This window comes from Paenibacillus sp. FSL M7-1046 (genome assembly GCF_038007405.1).
Lineage (GTDB): Bacteria > Bacillota > Bacilli > Paenibacillales > Paenibacillaceae > Paenibacillus_AQ.
The window spans coordinates 3,547,540-3,562,722 of sequence record NZ_JBBOXB010000001.1; the positions used below are offsets into that span (position 1 = coordinate 3,547,540).

General features: G+C 50.6%; 15 protein-coding genes. 11 read left to right on the forward strand and 4 right to left on the reverse strand.

Annotated elements, in window-relative coordinates; genetic code table 11:
* Positions 1-302 precede the first annotated feature (302 nt).
* The gene (gene trpS / locus NYE29_RS15630) at positions 303-1,292 is read left to right on the forward strand and encodes a tryptophan--tRNA ligase (RefSeq protein WP_340896693.1); all 990 of its coding nucleotides are present in this window, start codon (positions 303-305) and stop codon (positions 1,290-1,292) included.
* Here the strand turns inward: trpS and NYE29_RS15635 are convergent.
* Both NYE29_RS15635 and NYE29_RS15640 read right to left on the reverse strand, forming a co-directional pair.
* Positions 1,289-1,477 (reverse strand): hypothetical protein, encoded by a 189-nt coding sequence (locus NYE29_RS15635; protein ID WP_038596181.1) that lies wholly within the window; start codon positions 1,475-1,477, stop codon positions 1,289-1,291. The two genes, trpS and NYE29_RS15635, sit on opposite strands and share 4 nt — an antisense overlap.
* Positions 1,478-1,720: 243 nt before the next feature.
* A complete protein-coding gene (locus NYE29_RS15640; RefSeq protein WP_340896695.1) occupies positions 1,721-2,725 on the reverse strand; it encodes a metal-dependent hydrolase in 1,005 nt (334 codons plus the stop codon).
* 258 nt (positions 2,726-2,983) lie between these two features.
* Here NYE29_RS15640 and cyoE point away from each other — a divergent pair, with 258 nt between their 5' ends.
* Both cyoE and NYE29_RS15650 read left to right on the forward strand, forming a co-directional pair.
* Positions 2,984-3,916: a heme o synthase gene (cyoE, locus tag NYE29_RS15645; RefSeq protein WP_038596177.1), complete on the forward strand. Its 933-nt coding sequence runs from the start codon at positions 2,984-2,986 to the stop codon at positions 3,914-3,916.
* A gap of 18 nt (positions 3,917-3,934) precedes the next feature.
* Positions 3,935-4,552, forward strand: a complete 618-nt coding sequence (locus tag NYE29_RS15650; RefSeq protein WP_340896696.1) for an SCO family protein — start codon at positions 3,935-3,937, stop codon at positions 4,550-4,552.
* Positions 4,553-4,630: 78 nt separating this feature from the next.
* Here NYE29_RS15650 and NYE29_RS15655 read toward each other — a convergent pair whose 3' ends face one another.
* Both NYE29_RS15655 and NYE29_RS15660 read right to left on the reverse strand, forming a co-directional pair.
* Positions 4,631-4,993 carry a DNA primase gene (locus NYE29_RS15655; protein WP_038596172.1) on the reverse strand — a complete coding sequence of 121 codons (363 nt, stop codon included), beginning with the start codon at positions 4,991-4,993 and terminating at the stop codon, positions 4,631-4,633.
* A 256-nt stretch (positions 4,994-5,249) separates the two neighbouring features.
* On the reverse strand, positions 5,250-6,422 hold the full coding sequence (locus NYE29_RS15660; RefSeq protein WP_340896697.1) for an MFS transporter: 1,173 nt from the start codon (positions 6,420-6,422) through the stop codon (positions 5,250-5,252).
* A 242-nt stretch (positions 6,423-6,664) separates the two neighbouring features.
* On the opposite strand from NYE29_RS15660, the gene NYE29_RS15665 reads away from it, so the two are divergent.
* The 8 genes from NYE29_RS15665 to NYE29_RS15700 all read left to right on the forward strand — a co-directional run bounded on the left by NYE29_RS15665 (position 6,665) and on the right by NYE29_RS15700 (position 15,099).
* Entirely contained in the window at positions 6,665-7,111 is a 447-nt protein-coding gene (locus NYE29_RS15665; RefSeq protein ID WP_340899730.1) for a hypothetical protein, read from the forward strand.
* Positions 7,112-7,147: 36 nt separating this feature from the next.
* The gene (locus tag NYE29_RS15670; protein ID WP_340896698.1) at positions 7,148-8,293 is read left to right on the forward strand and encodes a transglutaminase domain-containing protein; all 1,146 of its coding nucleotides are present in this window, start codon (positions 7,148-7,150) and stop codon (positions 8,291-8,293) included.
* A 223-nt stretch (positions 8,294-8,516) separates the two neighbouring features.
* Entirely contained in the window at positions 8,517-10,628 is a 2,112-nt protein-coding gene (locus NYE29_RS15675; protein ID WP_340896699.1) for a peptidoglycan D,D-transpeptidase FtsI family protein, read from the forward strand.
* Positions 10,629-10,701: 73 nt separating this feature from the next.
* Positions 10,702-11,439 carry a Cof-type HAD-IIB family hydrolase gene (locus NYE29_RS15680; RefSeq protein ID WP_340896700.1) on the forward strand — a complete coding sequence of 246 codons (738 nt, stop codon included), beginning with the start codon at positions 10,702-10,704 and terminating at the stop codon, positions 11,437-11,439.
* Between the two features lie 34 nt (positions 11,440-11,473).
* Positions 11,474-11,959: a DUF456 domain-containing protein gene (locus NYE29_RS15685; RefSeq protein WP_340896701.1), complete on the forward strand. Its 486-nt coding sequence runs from the start codon at positions 11,474-11,476 to the stop codon at positions 11,957-11,959.
* Between the two features lie 21 nt (positions 11,960-11,980).
* On the forward strand, positions 11,981-13,606 hold the full coding sequence (locus tag NYE29_RS15690) for a putative polysaccharide biosynthesis protein (protein ID WP_340896702.1): 1,626 nt from the start codon (positions 11,981-11,983) through the stop codon (positions 13,604-13,606).
* Between the two features lie 107 nt (positions 13,607-13,713).
* Positions 13,714-14,058, forward strand: coding sequence for a thioredoxin family protein (locus NYE29_RS15695; protein ID WP_038596154.1), 345 nt, complete (start codon positions 13,714-13,716; stop codon positions 14,056-14,058).
* 108 nt (positions 14,059-14,166) lie between these two features.
* On the forward strand, positions 14,167-15,099 hold the full coding sequence (locus NYE29_RS15700) for a COX15/CtaA family protein (RefSeq protein WP_340896703.1): 933 nt from the start codon (positions 14,167-14,169) through the stop codon (positions 15,097-15,099).
* Positions 15,100-15,183 lie beyond the last annotated feature (84 nt).

Consider the following 15,183-nt stretch of genomic DNA (forward strand, 5'->3'; position numbering starts at 1 on the left):
ACAATGCGATGACAGGGACAAGTAGGCGGGAACTGCACCTTCAGAAAGCCGGTGGCTGATGTGAACCGGCGGGACACTTCCGTATGAATGGACCCTTGAGCGCCGCGCTTGAACGGGCTGGAGAGCCTCAGTAGACCGGCCGGCACTTCCCCGTTACCGGAAGCAAAGGCTGTTTGCTGATGTCCTCTATGGACCCCTCAAGCAGCGAATAAGGGTGGTACCACGGTCTCACGTCCCTTGCGGATGTGGGGCCTTTTTGTGTTCTTCGAAAGTGGAAATTACATTTTATGGAGGGTAATTCGATGGCTAAAAAAGTATTGTCGGGCATCCAGCCCAGTGGTTCACTGACACTTGGGAACTATATCGGAGCGATCAAAAATTTCGTAAAACTGCAAAAAGAGTATGAGTGCTTTTTCATGGTAGTGGATCTTCATGCCATTACTGTTACTCAGGAGCCTGCCGCACTGCGGGAAAATTCAGAATCGGTAGCGGCACTTTATCTTGCTGCAGGCATTGATCCGGCAATCTCAAATGTCTATATGCAGTCCCATGTACCACAGCATGCCGAGCTGGGCTGGATCATGACTACGCTGACTGCAATGGGTGAGCTGGAGCGGATGACCCAGTTCAAGGATAAGTCTTCCGGGAAGGATTCTGTGGGCTCAGGCCTGTTCGTCTATCCATCGCTGATGGCTGCCGATATCCTCATTTACAATGCCGATCTCGTACCGGTTGGCGAGGATCAGAAGCAGCATCTGGAATTGACGAGAGATCTGGCCGGACGTTTCAATCACCGTTTTGGGGAATTCTTCACGGTTCCGGAGCCGTATATTCCTGAAGTGGGCGCACGTATTATGTCGCTGGACGACGCCAGCAAAAAAATGAGCAAAAGCAATCCAAATGCGGGCAGCTATATCGCACTGCTTGATCCGCCGGATGTGATCCGCAAAAAAATCAGCCGTGCTACGACGGACTCCGGCCGTGAAGTGGTGTATGATCCCGCAAACAAGCCTGAGATCAGCAATCTGATGAGCATTTATGCCGAGTGCTCGGGAATGAGCCTGCAGCAGATTGCCGACCGTTATGAAGGGCAAATGTATGGAGGATTCAAAAAGGATCTTGGTGAAGTGCTGGTGGCTACGCTAGAGCCGCTTCAGCAGAAATATTATGAAATCCGCAGCTCCGGCACGCTTGGTGATATTCTTGCCGAAGGCGCGGAACGCGCCCGCATCGTGGCGGCGCAGAACCTTGCCGCCGTTAAGGAACGGATGGGTTTCCTCCCGTTACGTTAAGAGGCCTGCCTTGCCTCCGCTTTGCGTCTCAGTCTGGCTTTGAGAATAAACCCCCAGCCGATGTTCAGGACACAGAGAACGCCAAGCAGGAGCGCAAGCCAGATATTAAAGCTGATGGAGATAGAAGCAGCTGTTAGCATTAGAATCGAAGAACATGCGAACCAAAGCGACAGACCTTTACCCATAATTGCCAGCCTTCCTTTCTAATAATAGTAAGTGAATGATCCCGCAGCGTTTATGTGCTGCGGATTTTTTTTGTAATATAAGGAACTATATAATATGCAGTAATAAATGATGCTTAATAAACATCTAAAATTAAATGAAAACGCTTTATGGTGATTGTGCCTTATGTTGCGGCAGGCGTCAAGAGCGGTAATTCATGGCAGAGCAAAGAAGGCGTCCGGAAACCGGGCGCCTTCTGCTATTGACTACAGCTTTACAGAGCCCGGATCAATGGCGAACCTTTCATCCAGTTTCTCGCTGCTGAGCCAGCCTACATAAGTGTTGAGCGGATGATATTGGTTATCCATTACAAGCACCGCTACGAAAGGGAATTGCTTGCGGTGTAAATAACGCACATCGCCCCAGCGTACAATATAACCGGAGGGCAATTCCTCGACCTCGGCTACAGCATATGAGGTGAAATATAGAAATGCCTGAATGTCCGGATGGGATTTGGAATGTTCTACAGCGGGGTGGGTGGAGCACACCGCATGTTTGAACCATTCCAGCCGCCCGCCGCTCAGTAATCCGACGTTATAGCTGCCGTCCGGTTTGGCTTTGACCACATTCCAGCGCGATGGCGAGATCGTGGGGATGACATAATAACGGTCGCCGGCATTATGATGCATATCTTTGTTCTTGATATTGCGCGTAATCCGGGCATGCACGAGGGTCCGCCAAATATAATAAATCACGATACTGGCATACAGGGTGATAAACAAAGGTGCCGGTGGAATCATCCCGCTGATCCAGAGAATAATTGCCGCGGCATGGCTGCCGAATATAAACGGATCAAAAATGTGGATAATATTCCAGGCAATCCATTTCTCTGTGAATGGACGCGCGGCCTGTGTCCCATACGTGTTGAACAAATCGGAGAATACATGAACGGCTACGCCGATGAAGCTCCACAGAGCAATATGGCTAAGAGAAGGTACATCGGTAAATCCGAATAGCGGTCCGATCACCAGTGTGATCAAAGCCGGCCACAGCAGCAGGAATGGCAGGGAATGGGTGATTCCCCGGTGATTGCGGATATAAAGCGCATTGTCCTTGAGACGCAACGCAGTATCGGCATCCGGTGCTTGCGAGGCCAGTACAGTGGCTACCATGACAGCCCCGGCCAGTGTTCCATGGGAGGCGACGGCGGGATCAACGAAGGAAAGGCCGGCCAGTCCCAGGCCCATAACAAAATGTGTAGCAGTATCCATTGGTCAGATCTCCTTTGTACGGAAGTTCTCTATTAATAACTACCCAATTTTGCGTCCAGTTATTTAGGGAGGAGGAAATAAATATTTTCACGTAATTGTCAAATTGATGAACATCTTGGTCAATGATTGTCAAAGTCTTTCCCGGTTTGATATGATAAAGTTAACAGCGGAGTGGTAAAAATTCTTAATTAAGAACGATAAAACGGTTCTTGACTCCGGCGGAACGTTAGAAGTCCCTTAGAAGGAGGAACACCAAACGTGGACAATCAATTGAGATATCAAGCTTCTTCCGATTCCGCAGCCATGTCTGCCAAATCACCCAAGGAAGGTGCAAGCTGGCGTGACTTTATTACAGTGACGAAACCCGGCATTATCCGCTCCAATCTTATCGCTGCTTTTGCAGGATACTGGGTGGCTTCGGGCTGGGACGTGCAATACGGCCGATTAATTCTGACCTTGCTCGGTACAATGCTAGTCATGGCTTCGGCCTGTGTATTTAATAATTATTTTGACCGCGACCTGGATATGAAGATGGAACGAACCCGTGAACGCGGCCTGCCTACGGGCCGACTCAAGCCGAATACGGTTCTGCTCTATGCCATCGGGCTTGGCATTGCCGGTCTTGCTGTGCTGTTTGCATTCTCCGGTGTGCTTAGCGGGCTGTTCGGCATACTCGGCATGTTCGTTTACGTAGTAGTTTACACCCTTTGGCTGAAAAGAACATCTACTTGGAGTACTTCTGTAGGTGCAATCTCGGGAGCCATGCCTCCGGTTATCGGATATGTTGCAGTTACAGGTAATGTGGATCTCGGTGCCTGGCTGCTGTTCGCAATGCTGTTTCTGTGGCAGCCGCCCCATTTCTGGGCTCTGGGCATCCGCCGGAAGGAAGAGTACAGAGCTGCGGGATTTCCGCTGCTTCCAGTCGTTAAGGGAACACGCCGCACCAAGTTCCAGATGATTCCCTATGTGGCATTGCTGCTGCCGATTCCGGTTCTGATGTACGTTTATGATTATGCAGGGATATTCTACCTTGTTATTTCTGCCGCGTTGTCCGTTGCCTGGCTGTACTTGACATTGACGGGCTTCAAAGCAAAGGATGACGATGCCTGGGCGAAGAAGAACTTCTTCTTCTCCATTAATTACCTGACTGTCAGTCTGATCGTGCTTGTGCTGAATACGACTCACGTTTAAGAGGGGGAGAGTACACCTGTGCATACCTTGAAACGTTACAAATGGACCTGGCTGCTGTTGGCCCTGGCTTTGGGAATGGCCCTTTACTTAGTGATTCAATCCTTGGATTTAGGGAAAAAGCAGCTGCCGGTCATCGGGGAGGTACAGGACTTCTCTCTTGAAAATGTGGATGGCAAGCAAGTAACACTTGCGGATACGCAAGGGAAAGCGCGGTTGGTGTATTTCTTCTTTACGGAATGTCCGGATGTATGCCCCATCACTACCTATATGCTGTCACAGACCCAGGATTTGCTGGTCAAGGACGGCAGCTTCGGCAAGGATGTTGAATTTGTCTCCATCTCATTTGATCCCAAGAATGATACACGCGAGGCCATCAAAACGTTCGCAGACCGGTTCCACGCCGATTATAACGGTTGGTATTTTCTGCGCGGAGATCAGGAACAGGTGCGGCAGTTGGCTGCCGATTCGTTTAAAGTGCTTATTTATGGAAATGACAAGGATAACTTTGCCCACGCTAATCTTATAGGTCTTGTAGACCCGGAGAACCGGTTGCGCGGACTATATGATGCTGGAGATACAGAAAATGTGACACCGGAATTCCTTGCCGGTGCTTTGAAGAAGCTGGCACCCAATTAAAAAGCATTGAACTTAAAAACGCCTTGCTTCATCCTCCGGTTACATGCGAAGGGTGAACAAGGCGTTTTTTTGCTGCCGCTATGGTTCCAGAAACGGGAATGGCAGCGGCTGAGGATAGATGATGTATTCCTCCAACCCCGCTTTTTCAAGCTGGGTGAGATTGTATTCATCGGGAGTGCCTTCTACCCCTGCATAGCCTTTCCGGGTATAAATATGGACCGCGTCTGGAAAAGCATCGCGCAGAATTCCGCGGATTTTCTTACCCGAGCTGTCGTTGTCCATATATAGGTAAACTTCTCCGTCTCCGATTTTACGCCGCAGCGATTCCAGCTTGAGTGTATTCAACGTACCGAAGGTGCACAGGATGTCGACCTCCGGCGCCAGCAGTCGCCGCAATCTGCTGCGGTCGTTTTTGCCTTCGACAATGATGGTAATGGACATAATCTGTCGCCCCCCCGGATAATAGATGGTAATGACGGGATTTGTGATCTTAAGCATGTTAATGAACACGGTCATATGCTTATTAAGTATATTACCTAAGCTTCGTCATTTTTAACAGCTGAGGGACAAAATGTGTTCATTCCCCGGGAAATGTCGTAAAAAGAAATAATCACCCGGCTCAAGGAGAGACCGGGTGATTGCGGGGTTGACTGGCAGATTCAATTCTGCGGGAATTGCAGCTCCTTTTTTTGCCGGCTCAAGCGGCATGGCTGTTCAAGTCCGCACGGTAGGCCGCGCTTTTCCCGGTATCTCTTGGAGGTAACAGCAGAAGTGCGGTCATGAGCAGGACAAATGCAATGAAATAAGGAGAAACGAAGTCCCTTAGCTGTCCTGCAGCCACCGGTCCGGCAAAAGCGCCGAGAGACATTGCAATGGATTGCAGCGAGAAGGTGCGGCCCAGATGGCCGCCTGCCCCGAGACTGATGAACAGCGAAGCCATCGCCGGAAACAGTACACCTTTCGCTGCTCCCAGCAGGAAGAGAACGACCCCTGCGGGAATGCTGGTGAATGCTGCAAGTGCGAAGAAACACAGCGCCATGCCGAGCAGTGCCACAGCAATTCTTGCAACCGGAGAGAGCCGGTTCAGGAAGAACAGGCTGAGCGTCAAGAGTGCCCCCAGGCTGAGAAGCGAAAGCAGAATCCCGGTGGATACGATCCCGTTGCTCCCCTGTGACAAAGGAAGCTCAAAGAACAGTACCCCCTGCGAGCAGGAGACGAAAAAGGGCAGCAAATAATATCGCTTGGTAACGGATGAATGCGGTTTTTCGGATGCAACCGGGTGTTCTTGCAGCGGCTGTGATGGTTTGGCAGCTGCCATACTGCCGGAGAACTTAGGTACACTGAAGAAAGCCATCACACCAGTGGCAATCAGCAGCCAGCCCAAGGTGCTGAAGGTGCCGGAATACCCGGCCTGGTGGACGATAAAGGCTCCGGCAGCTGGCGATACGACCGAAGCCAGCGTATGGATGATGCCATGGCCGGACATATACTTGCCCTGCGTGATGGGATCTGACGAGAGGGAAGCCAGCAGGGTCATGCAGGCCGGAGACAGAAATGCCAGGGCGAAGCCGCTGGCCGCCCGAAGCAGCAGCAGATGCCAGGGAAGCTGAGCGTGGGCCTGAAGCAGCAGGATGGCGCCTGCAACCGTCAGGCTGAAGACGATGTAGCGGCGGCTGCCGTTACGGTCAACCAGTACCCCGGCCAGAAGGTTGCCGGGAAGATGGGTCAGGGAATACATGCCCATCATCCAGCCGATGAAGGCCGGCCCCGCCCCCAGTGAGATAGCAAAGGGGGTAAGAATGGGGTACTGGGCATGCAGATCAAAAAATGCCAGGAAAAGAAATAAATACAGCCACAGTGCGGTTTTCACGGAATACACCTCCGAAAGGGCCGTTTCTGCGCTGGCGCAGGGTGGCGCTTTTTAATGGGGAATGGTTAAGCCTACTTGTACTTTACGTGAGTCGAGGGGGGCTTATACCATTTTATTGGGGGATTCCACCTGAACGGGTGGGTAATCATGAATTATAAGAGGCATTCATGTATAATAATTAGTATTAATGGGGACTTGCTCCCTGGTGTGACGAAATTTTTGATAGGGGTGTTGGGAAATTGATGGATCCGGAAGTATGGTCACAGTTTATCAGAGAAAATTGGCTAGTTATCGTTATTGCGCTAGTACTGCTGTTTGCCGTTGTTAATCTGGTCAAGACGGTTCTGAAATGGGCGATTGTTATTGTTATCATTGCGGGTCTGTTTATTTACAGCGGGGTTACAATGGATCAGATTGGAGACGCTGTGAATAAGGTGGCGGATGGAACGGTCAGCACCCTGAAGAGCGAAGCGCAGGAAGTTATGCTGAAAGAAGCGAAAGAAGCAAAATATACTTCAGGCGGTGACGGTACGTTTACGATCACAACACCCAATCTTGAAGTGAAGGGTGAAGCCGGTGAGGATAAAGTGGAAGTGACTTTCCGCGGAGTCAGTCTTGGGAAGTGGAGTGTTAACGATACTACCAAAACCTTTATTGATGAAGCCCGGAAGAATGGGGCCGGGAATTAAAATACAAGCTGATGCGAAAGAAAGGGAGGAGAGGCTATGCTGAACAGCTGGATGGACAGTATTAGTGATGCCAATATCATCACTATCCTCCTTCTGCTGATAGTGCTCTTCTCGCTGCTGCAGGGCTGGAGCCGGGGATTTGGCCGCTCAGCGGGAGGGTTGTTTGGGCTGCTCGGAACCGGGCTGCTTGCCATAGCTGCATTGGCCCTGGCCATTCCGGCTGCCTTTTACCTCTCGCCCCGTGTACAGACCTGGGCAGGTGGAATTGAGCTTCCGGATATCCAATTAAGCCAGTGGCAGCAGCTGTACTATACGGCGGTGTCCGTTCTGGCGGGTTCGCCGCTTGTGCGTTTTTTGCTGCTGCTGCTCTTGTCCTACAGTCTCATCCGCCTGCTGCTGGGACTGCTGTTTATGCTGCTTCCGATTTCCCTTCCGCGCTTTTCGGGCAGGTCCGGAAACAGGAAAATTACGCAGGTGAGCCGTCTCAGCGGAGCTGTCATCGGTCTGGCTACCGGACTTGTGCGCGCCCTGTTGCTTGTTTTTGCCTTGTACATCGGCGTGGGCTTAAATCCGGACAGCACGTTCAGCCGTTATGTGGAATCATCCCCAATCTACCGGCAAAGCGCATCTGCGGTCTTCGAACCCCTTGCCGGTGAGAATGTGCGCAGTAAGTTGCCGGTTCTGACCAAGGCGGTTGCCGCGGAGATGACGGATATCCTCCGGCGGAAATACGAAGTGCTCGACCATGAGATTTCACCCGACATCGTGGGTGCTGCCTCTGATATAGCGGGACAAGCCGGCGACGATGAGAAGAAGGCCAGACTGCTGTATGATTGGGTCGGCTCCAGGGTCTCTTATGATTATGCCAAAGCCGAGAATTATGAGCAGAACCGGATTTGGAAGGAGCAGACTCCGCAGGATACCTTTGATACCCGGATCGGTGTATGTATTGATTATGCACGTCTTTATGCAGTGATGGCCCGCTCCCAGGGGCTTCAAGTGCGCGTAGTGACCGGTCAGGGCTACGACGGCCAAGGGGGATCCGGCCCCCATGCCTGGAATGAAGTGTACATCACCGACCGGCAGGCCTGGATTCCACTCGATTCCACCTGGGCAGTCAGCGGGGATTGGTTTAATCCCAAGGATTTCGATAAAACCCATGTCAAAGAAAGTATGCTTTGAGCAAGGAAGCGGAATGCCTTGATTCTATGATACAATACAGCATGTGAAACGATGTTGAGGAAAGATAATATGAACACTCTCGTGCGCACACTGGCCGCACGTGCAATTTTTGATGCCTGTGACTAGGAATCGTGACTGGACTAAGCGCCTGTAAGGAACTTGGCCTTACATGGAGTCAGCACAGGTACAAAGGTTTATTTTAGATGTAGAGGAGTGAAAAACTGTGAGTTTTTTCCGTAAGCAGGCCTCACCCCCAGAGGAAAGCAACAGCAAAAGTTCGCTTGGCCTACGGATCAATGTATTCTTTTTTAGCACGTTTGTTATCTTTTGTGTAATCATTGTCCGTCTTGCCGTTTTACAGTTCGTCGAAGGGCCAACTCTGACTGAGGTGGAGACAAGCCGTGATACCAAAAATGTGCCGCTCGCCGCAATAAGAGGGAACATTCGTGCAGCGGGAGGAGAGCCCATCGCTTACTCGACTTCTGTGCAGTCGCTTTATATTACACTTACTAAAGAATACACGGCCAAGGTTACGGATAAGGTGACGGGAGAAACCGTGCTTACGCCGGAGGCGCAGGCCCAATCAGATGCCCTTGCGGCCAAGCTGGTTAAGGACTTTAGCGCCTATGGTGATCCGAATGCTGAGAAGCTGACTGAAAAAGATATTATTGATTCCCTGGATTTGTATTTCCGGAAATATTCGGGTTTTATGGCGCGGCGCATCAAGGCTGGCCTTACTTCGCAGGAAGTGGCCTACTTTATGGAGCACAAGAGCGAATATCCCGGACTTGAGATTGTGGAGGAAAGCAACCGGCATTATGACAAGGAATCTGTAGCCGCACAGACTGTCGGATATATCAAACCCTTTAAGTCGTCCAACAGCTTGAATATTTATAAGAATATTCAGAATGCGATGAAACAGTTGGATGCGGACCCCGGCCTCACTTATAAAGACGATGAATTTGTCGGATTCGATGGCCTGGAACTGCAGTATCAGCGGGAGCTTCGCGGCAAGAACGGATATCAGGTGATCTCGGTGAGTCCGCAGAATATGGCCGAGAAGGTGGAGGCGGTCGTGCCCCCCGTCAAGGGTAATGATGTCTGGATGACGATCAACAAGAACATTCAGCTCAAGACCGAGCAGGCCATTACAGAGCAAATCAGATGGCTGCACTCGAATTCGGTACAAGGCAAGACACACCCGAATGCATTGACCGGCTATGCCGTAGCTATGGAAGTCGATACCGGCAATATTGTTGCGATGGCCAGCATGCCTGATTATGACACCAATGTGTGGACTGCCGAGAAAATGGACACCGAGGTGTGGAAGAAAATAATGGGCAACTACCAGAACGGAACCATTACACCGTATTCCTCCGGGATGTCGGGTCATGAGTTCGGCTCCACGGTGCTGCTCGGTTCAACCATTAAACCTCTGAGTGTGCTTGTAGGACTAAATGAAGGCTTCTTCACTACTTCGACTACCTATACGGACAGGGGGATTGCCCACTTCGGGAAAAATGACAAATCCTCCGTGCGAAATTCTTCCGGCCACGTGTATGGCCCTATGGACCCGTCCAGAGCGATTGAGAAATCCTCCAATGCGTTCATGGTGGACATGGTTGGCAAGAAATTATGGGAGAAATATCATAGTGAAGGTATTAATGTCTGGGATAAATATATGAAGGAATTCGGCCTCGGTGTATCTACAAAAAGCGGACTGCCCAATGAATATCTCGGACAGATCAACTATACCGATACCAAGGCTGCCGGTAGTGCCCAGGCTGCGCTGGTCTATGCTTCATTTGGACAGCAAGGACGTTACACGGTCCTGCAGCTCGCCCAATACGTAACGACACTGGCGAATGAAGGAGTACGGATCAAGCCGCAGCTGGTCAGCAAAATCACCGATGCCAAGGGCAACGTGGTTAAAGAGTTCAAACGCGAGGTACTTGATGAAGTAACAACCTTTGACAAATCCTACTGGAACGAAATCAAAAAGGGCATGAACAGCGATGTTACTGCGTTTAATGATTTCCCTTATGACTTTGCCCGCAAAACGGGAACCTCACAGCAGCTGGGTAAAGGGGAATTGCGCGATAACGGGGTATTTATTGCCTATGCCCCGCGCGAGAATCCCAAGCTTGCTGTAGCGGTTGTTATTCCGGAGGGCGGGTTCGGCTCCAGCAGTGCCGCTCCGGTTGCACGAAAAATATTTGACGCGTACGACTATGAGTACGGACTGGATGGAGTGCCGAAGAAAAGTCTGAAAACCGATGCCAATGCAGAGGGCTCAGACTCGGCAAGCGGAACAGACGGAACGACGAACAACTGACGCGGCCATGCTGCCGGGTCGAGTGACCAAATAATTAGCTCTTGAAATGAGCATACAAATTGGAGGGGTGGCAATGACTGCCAAATACCGCCTGTTAGCACTGGATATGGATGGAACCTTACTGAATGATGAACAAATCATTACCCCCAAAACGGTAGAATGGATTCAAAAGGCAGTTGATGCAGGCGTTCACGTCTGTCTCTCCACAGGCCGCGCTTCCAAAAGCGCCATGCCTTATGCTGAACAGCTTGGACTCAAGACTCCGATGATTATGGTGAATGGCAGTGAAGTATGGCGGGCTCCGTATGAGCTGTACCGCCGCTCGCTGATGGACCCGGTGCTGGTGCAGCAGATGTATGACATTGCCCAGGAATACGATATCTGGTTCTGGGCGTATTCGGTGGATGAAGTGTACAACCGGAACAACTGGGATGGAGAGATTCTGAGCAGGGAATGGCTCAAATTCGGTTATTCCACAGAGGATGATGAGATCCGCCATAAGCTGCTGATGCGGCTTCAGGATATGGGCGGTCTCGAAATTACCAATTCATCGCCGCATAATCTGGAGATCAATCCGCTTGGTGTCAACAAGGCATCCGGTATACGCGAGGTTTGCAAGCTGCTGGGTCTCGAAATGTCTCAGGTTGTTGCCGTTGGCGATAGCCTGAATGATCTGGCTGCCATCCAGCAGGCCGGATTTGGGGTTGCTATGGGCAACGCCCAGGAAACCGTCAAGCAGGAGGCGGATGCTGTGGTAGCGTCCAATAATGACGATGGAATTGCTGAAGTGATTCAAAAGTATATCCTGTAGTAAGTACTATCAAAACTTTGAAGGAGATGAGCCAATGGCGATTCTGGGTTGGATTCTGATTATTGCTTTATTCGCGGTCGGACTGGCCGGGGCTGTATACCCGATTCTCCCTGGTGCGCTGGCGATTTATCTGGCCTTCTTTGTATACGGGTGGTTCTTCAGCTTCGAACCTTTCGGAGTCTGGTTTTGGATTATTCAGACACTGATTGTCGTCGTATTATTTGTAGCCGATTATGTCGTCGGGGCCTGGGGGGTCAAAAAGTTCGGAGGCTCACGTTCTTCGGTCATCGGCAGCACGATCGGTCTGATTCTGGGTCCGTTTGTCATTCCAGCGTTTGGACTGATCCTCGGTCCGTTTATCGGGGCCTTTGTAGGTGAACTGATGGCTGGCTCAAATCCCGGCAAAGCGGTCAAGGTCAGCTTCGGTGCATTGCTTGGCTTATTCAGCAGTACGGTAGTCAAAATCATACTGCAAATTGCCATGGTGGTCCTTTTCTTTATCTGGATCGTAATAAATTAACAGCGAAGAAGGCGAAACAGTTTGTCCAAGAAAGAATCTTTTGTCAAAGGCACGCTTATTCTGGCTGCGGCTGCGCTTGTGGCCCGGGTGCTCGGGCTTGTCCAGCGGGTGCCGCTGGAGCATTTATTCGATGATATCGGGAACGCTTCGTTCACGCAGGCGAACAACGTCTACCTGCTGCTGCTGCCGCTGGCCACAGCCGGAATCCCCAGCACACTAAGTAAAATGGTATCCGAGCGTTATGCCCTGAACCGGCCGCATGAAGCGCAGCAGGTGTACCGGGCCGCACTTATATTTGCCGCTATTGTAGGTGTGCTGATGAGTACAATCTTGTACATAGCTGCTCCTTATTATGCGGAACATACTAAGGTTCCAGAGAGCACCCTGGCCATTCGGGCGATTGCACCGGCACTGCTGCTGTTCCCCTGCATCGCGATGATGCGCGGTTATTTCCAGGGACGCAACAATATGATGGCTGGAGGAATCTCGCAAATTGTCGAGCAGATTGCCCGGGTATCCACGGCCGTGCTGCTCGCTTTTATTTTGCTCCGCCAGGGATACAGCAATACATGGATGGCAGCGGGAGCGTCATTCGGCAGTGTGCTCGGCAGTATCGGTGCATTTGGCGTCATGTTGTATTATGCAATAAAGCTGCGCCGCAGTGAGGAGCAAGTGGCCCTCTATAAAACCAATGAAGCCAAATTGCCGCTGCTGGGTATTTACAAGGATATTTTCAAGCTTTCTATACCCATTGTGTTATCTTCAATTACGGTTCCGGTAGTGAACTTTATCGATACTTCCTTCATTGTGCCATTGCTTAGTGGACAAATCGGCATGGCAGAAGCGACCCAGGCTTTGGCGATTTTTGGCAGCCGGGCGCAGAGTATCGCGGGAATACCTCCTGTGTTGTCCATTGCGCTAAGCACCTCGCTGATTCCGATTATCTCAGCGGCCTACGCCCGGCGTGATGAAGAGCATTTGAAACGCCAGGTGACGCTCGCGATGCGTATTTCGATATTAACGGGAACACCCATTGTACTTGCTCTCGTTGTATCAGCCTATTCTGTGAACGGACTGATCTTCAGCAGTCTTGACGGCAGCGGGATTGTTGCGATGCTGACGCTTGGTACGATTTTTCAGATTACAATGATGACGACCAACTCCATTCTGCTGGGAATGGGGAAATCACGAATTTCCATGTATTATGTGATGGCAGGTCTTCTCGTGAAGTTAGGTTCAAACTTCCTGCTGAGCCGCGCCTTCGGGATATACGGCATTATCGCAGCAACGGCGCTTTGCTTCTTCATCATTACTTATCTTAATCTGCGCATGCTCAAAACCATTGTTCCTTTTGAGATTATGGGTAAACGCTGGGGCGGATTCACCGTTGCGGTTCTCGCTTCCGGCGGAATTGGCTACGGCCTGAACGAAGCGGGAGTTATGCTGACCCATCTGATGCCTGCACGGCTTGCTTTCCTGATTACCTGTCTGGTTGTGGGAACGGCTGTTGTCGTCATATATCTTGTGCTCCTGATTGTGCTGGGTGTGTTAAGCCGCCAGGAGGTTGCCAGTTATCCGCGTGCTTTGCAGAAGCTGCTCAAACCACTGATGAAGCTTCAGCCTGAACGTGTTCGTACTAACGAATAATGCTATGATTAATGTCTTATTTCGTCTATTTTATTTGACTTCCTGAGCACATTTTGCTTCACTTAAAGGGTAACCGACTCAATGATGAAGAAAGGATTGGATAATCCATGGATAAAATTTCTTCCCCTGCGGAGTTTCAGGTAGCGATTCAATCACCGCGCTTGAGCGTAGCTGTATTCAAGGCGGATTGGTGCTCCGATTGCAAGTTTATTGATCCTTTTATGCCTGAAGTAGAGCAGAAATACGATGGACGTCTTACGCTTGTAGAGGTAGATGTTGATGCGGTAGGCGATGTCAGCCAGGAACAGAACATTCTTGGAATTCCCAGCTTTGTCGCTTACACCGACGGCCGTGAGCTAGTAAGATTCGTTAATAAGCTGCGCAAATCCCGTGAGGAAATTGAGAATTTTCTGAATACGGCGCTTGAGGTTTATCTGAGTATTCACAAGTAATGAAGCTTGCACACCGCTTTCGCCTTGATAGAGCAGAAGCGGTGTTTTTTTAATCTTTCTTCCCTTATATTATCCAGTTCATTCCTATGAAAATTGCGGGTGATCCTATTGACGACAAATCAATTGAAAACGCTTAGCTACATCACTTGCCTCACAATGTTTTTCGCCTTGCTTGGAGGCGCTGTGGTCACGAAGACGGGATCGGGACTGGAGTGCGGACATGATTGGCCGCTCTGCCACGGAAAGCTGATTCCAGCCTATACCGTGGGATCAATGATCGAGTACACCCACCGCTTGTTCAGTGGGTTGGCGGGTTTGGTGTCGTTAATATCGATGTTTGCTTTTTGGCGTTATGCCCGCAGACAGAAGGAACTGCTTGTTTATGCTGGGCTGACACTTTTTTTTGTAGTGGTACAGGGTGGAATGGGAGCGCTTGCGGTCATGCAGGCGCAGTCAGCTGCGGTGATGGCGCTGCATATGGGCTTCTCTTTAATAGCTTTCGCCAGCTCACTCATGCTCGCGCTGGGTACGAAGCGGCGGCATGAATCTAGAGCCGTAGAGGAGGCTTACGGGCAAGGGGTAAGCCGGGGGTTCCGCAACTTAACGTGGTTTACGGCGTTATATTCATATATTGTCGTTTATATCGGAGCTTATGTTAGCCACACGGATTCACAGGGAGGCTGCTCCGGCTGGCCGCTCTGCAATGGGGAATGGATTCCCGAGCTGTCTGGTGGGGTAGGCATAGTGTTTGTACACCGGGTTGCGGCGGCACTGCTGTTTGTTCTGATCGCACTGCTTGGACATTTAGCCTATTGGAAACACAGAGCATGGCCTGAGCTGAGGGCTCTGGGCGTTGCCGCGGTTGTGCTCTGCCTGCTGCAGGCACTCAGCGGTGCGGCTGTGGTGCATACGCTCTATAACGAACAATTGTACATATTTGCTGCGCTGGCCCATATTTTGCTGATTGCTGGACTGTTCGGAGTCTTGTGCTACATGAGTGTGCGTGTATGGCAGCTGAGCAGAAAGAATAAATCAAACTAAATGCAGGGAAAAGGTTTGTCTGTCCTGTATCGTTAGTTCTCAGTAAGACTGCCAATCAGACTTTGGGCACTCAGCCAGGTTTGA

Bases quoted from the DNA above. Each gene is read 5' to 3' on its own strand.
- trpS (WP_340896693.1), top strand. From the start codon at position 303: ATGGCTAAAAAAGTATTGTCGGGCATCCAGCCCAGTGGTTCACTGACA.
- NYE29_RS15655 (WP_038596172.1), bottom strand. From the start codon at position 4,993: ATGTCCATTACCATCATTGTCGAAGGCAAAAACGACCGCAGCAGATTG.
- NYE29_RS15640 (WP_340896695.1), bottom strand. From the start codon at position 2,725: ATGGATACTGCTACACATTTTGTTATGGGCCTGGGACTGGCCGGCCTT.
- NYE29_RS15680 (WP_340896700.1), top strand. From the start codon at position 10,702: ATGACTGCCAAATACCGCCTGTTAGCACTGGATATGGATGGAACCTTA.
- NYE29_RS15665 (WP_340899730.1), top strand. From the start codon at position 6,665: ATGGATCCGGAAGTATGGTCACAGTTTATCAGAGAAAATTGGCTAGTT.
- NYE29_RS15685 (WP_340896701.1), top strand. From the start codon at position 11,474: ATGGCGATTCTGGGTTGGATTCTGATTATTGCTTTATTCGCGGTCGGA.
- NYE29_RS15695 (WP_038596154.1), top strand. From the start codon at position 13,714: ATGGATAAAATTTCTTCCCCTGCGGAGTTTCAGGTAGCGATTCAATCA.
- NYE29_RS15635 (WP_038596181.1), bottom strand. From the start codon at position 1,477: ATGGGTAAAGGTCTGTCGCTTTGGTTCGCATGTTCTTCGATTCTAATG.
- NYE29_RS15670 (WP_340896698.1), top strand. From the start codon at position 7,148: ATGCTGAACAGCTGGATGGACAGTATTAGTGATGCCAATATCATCACT.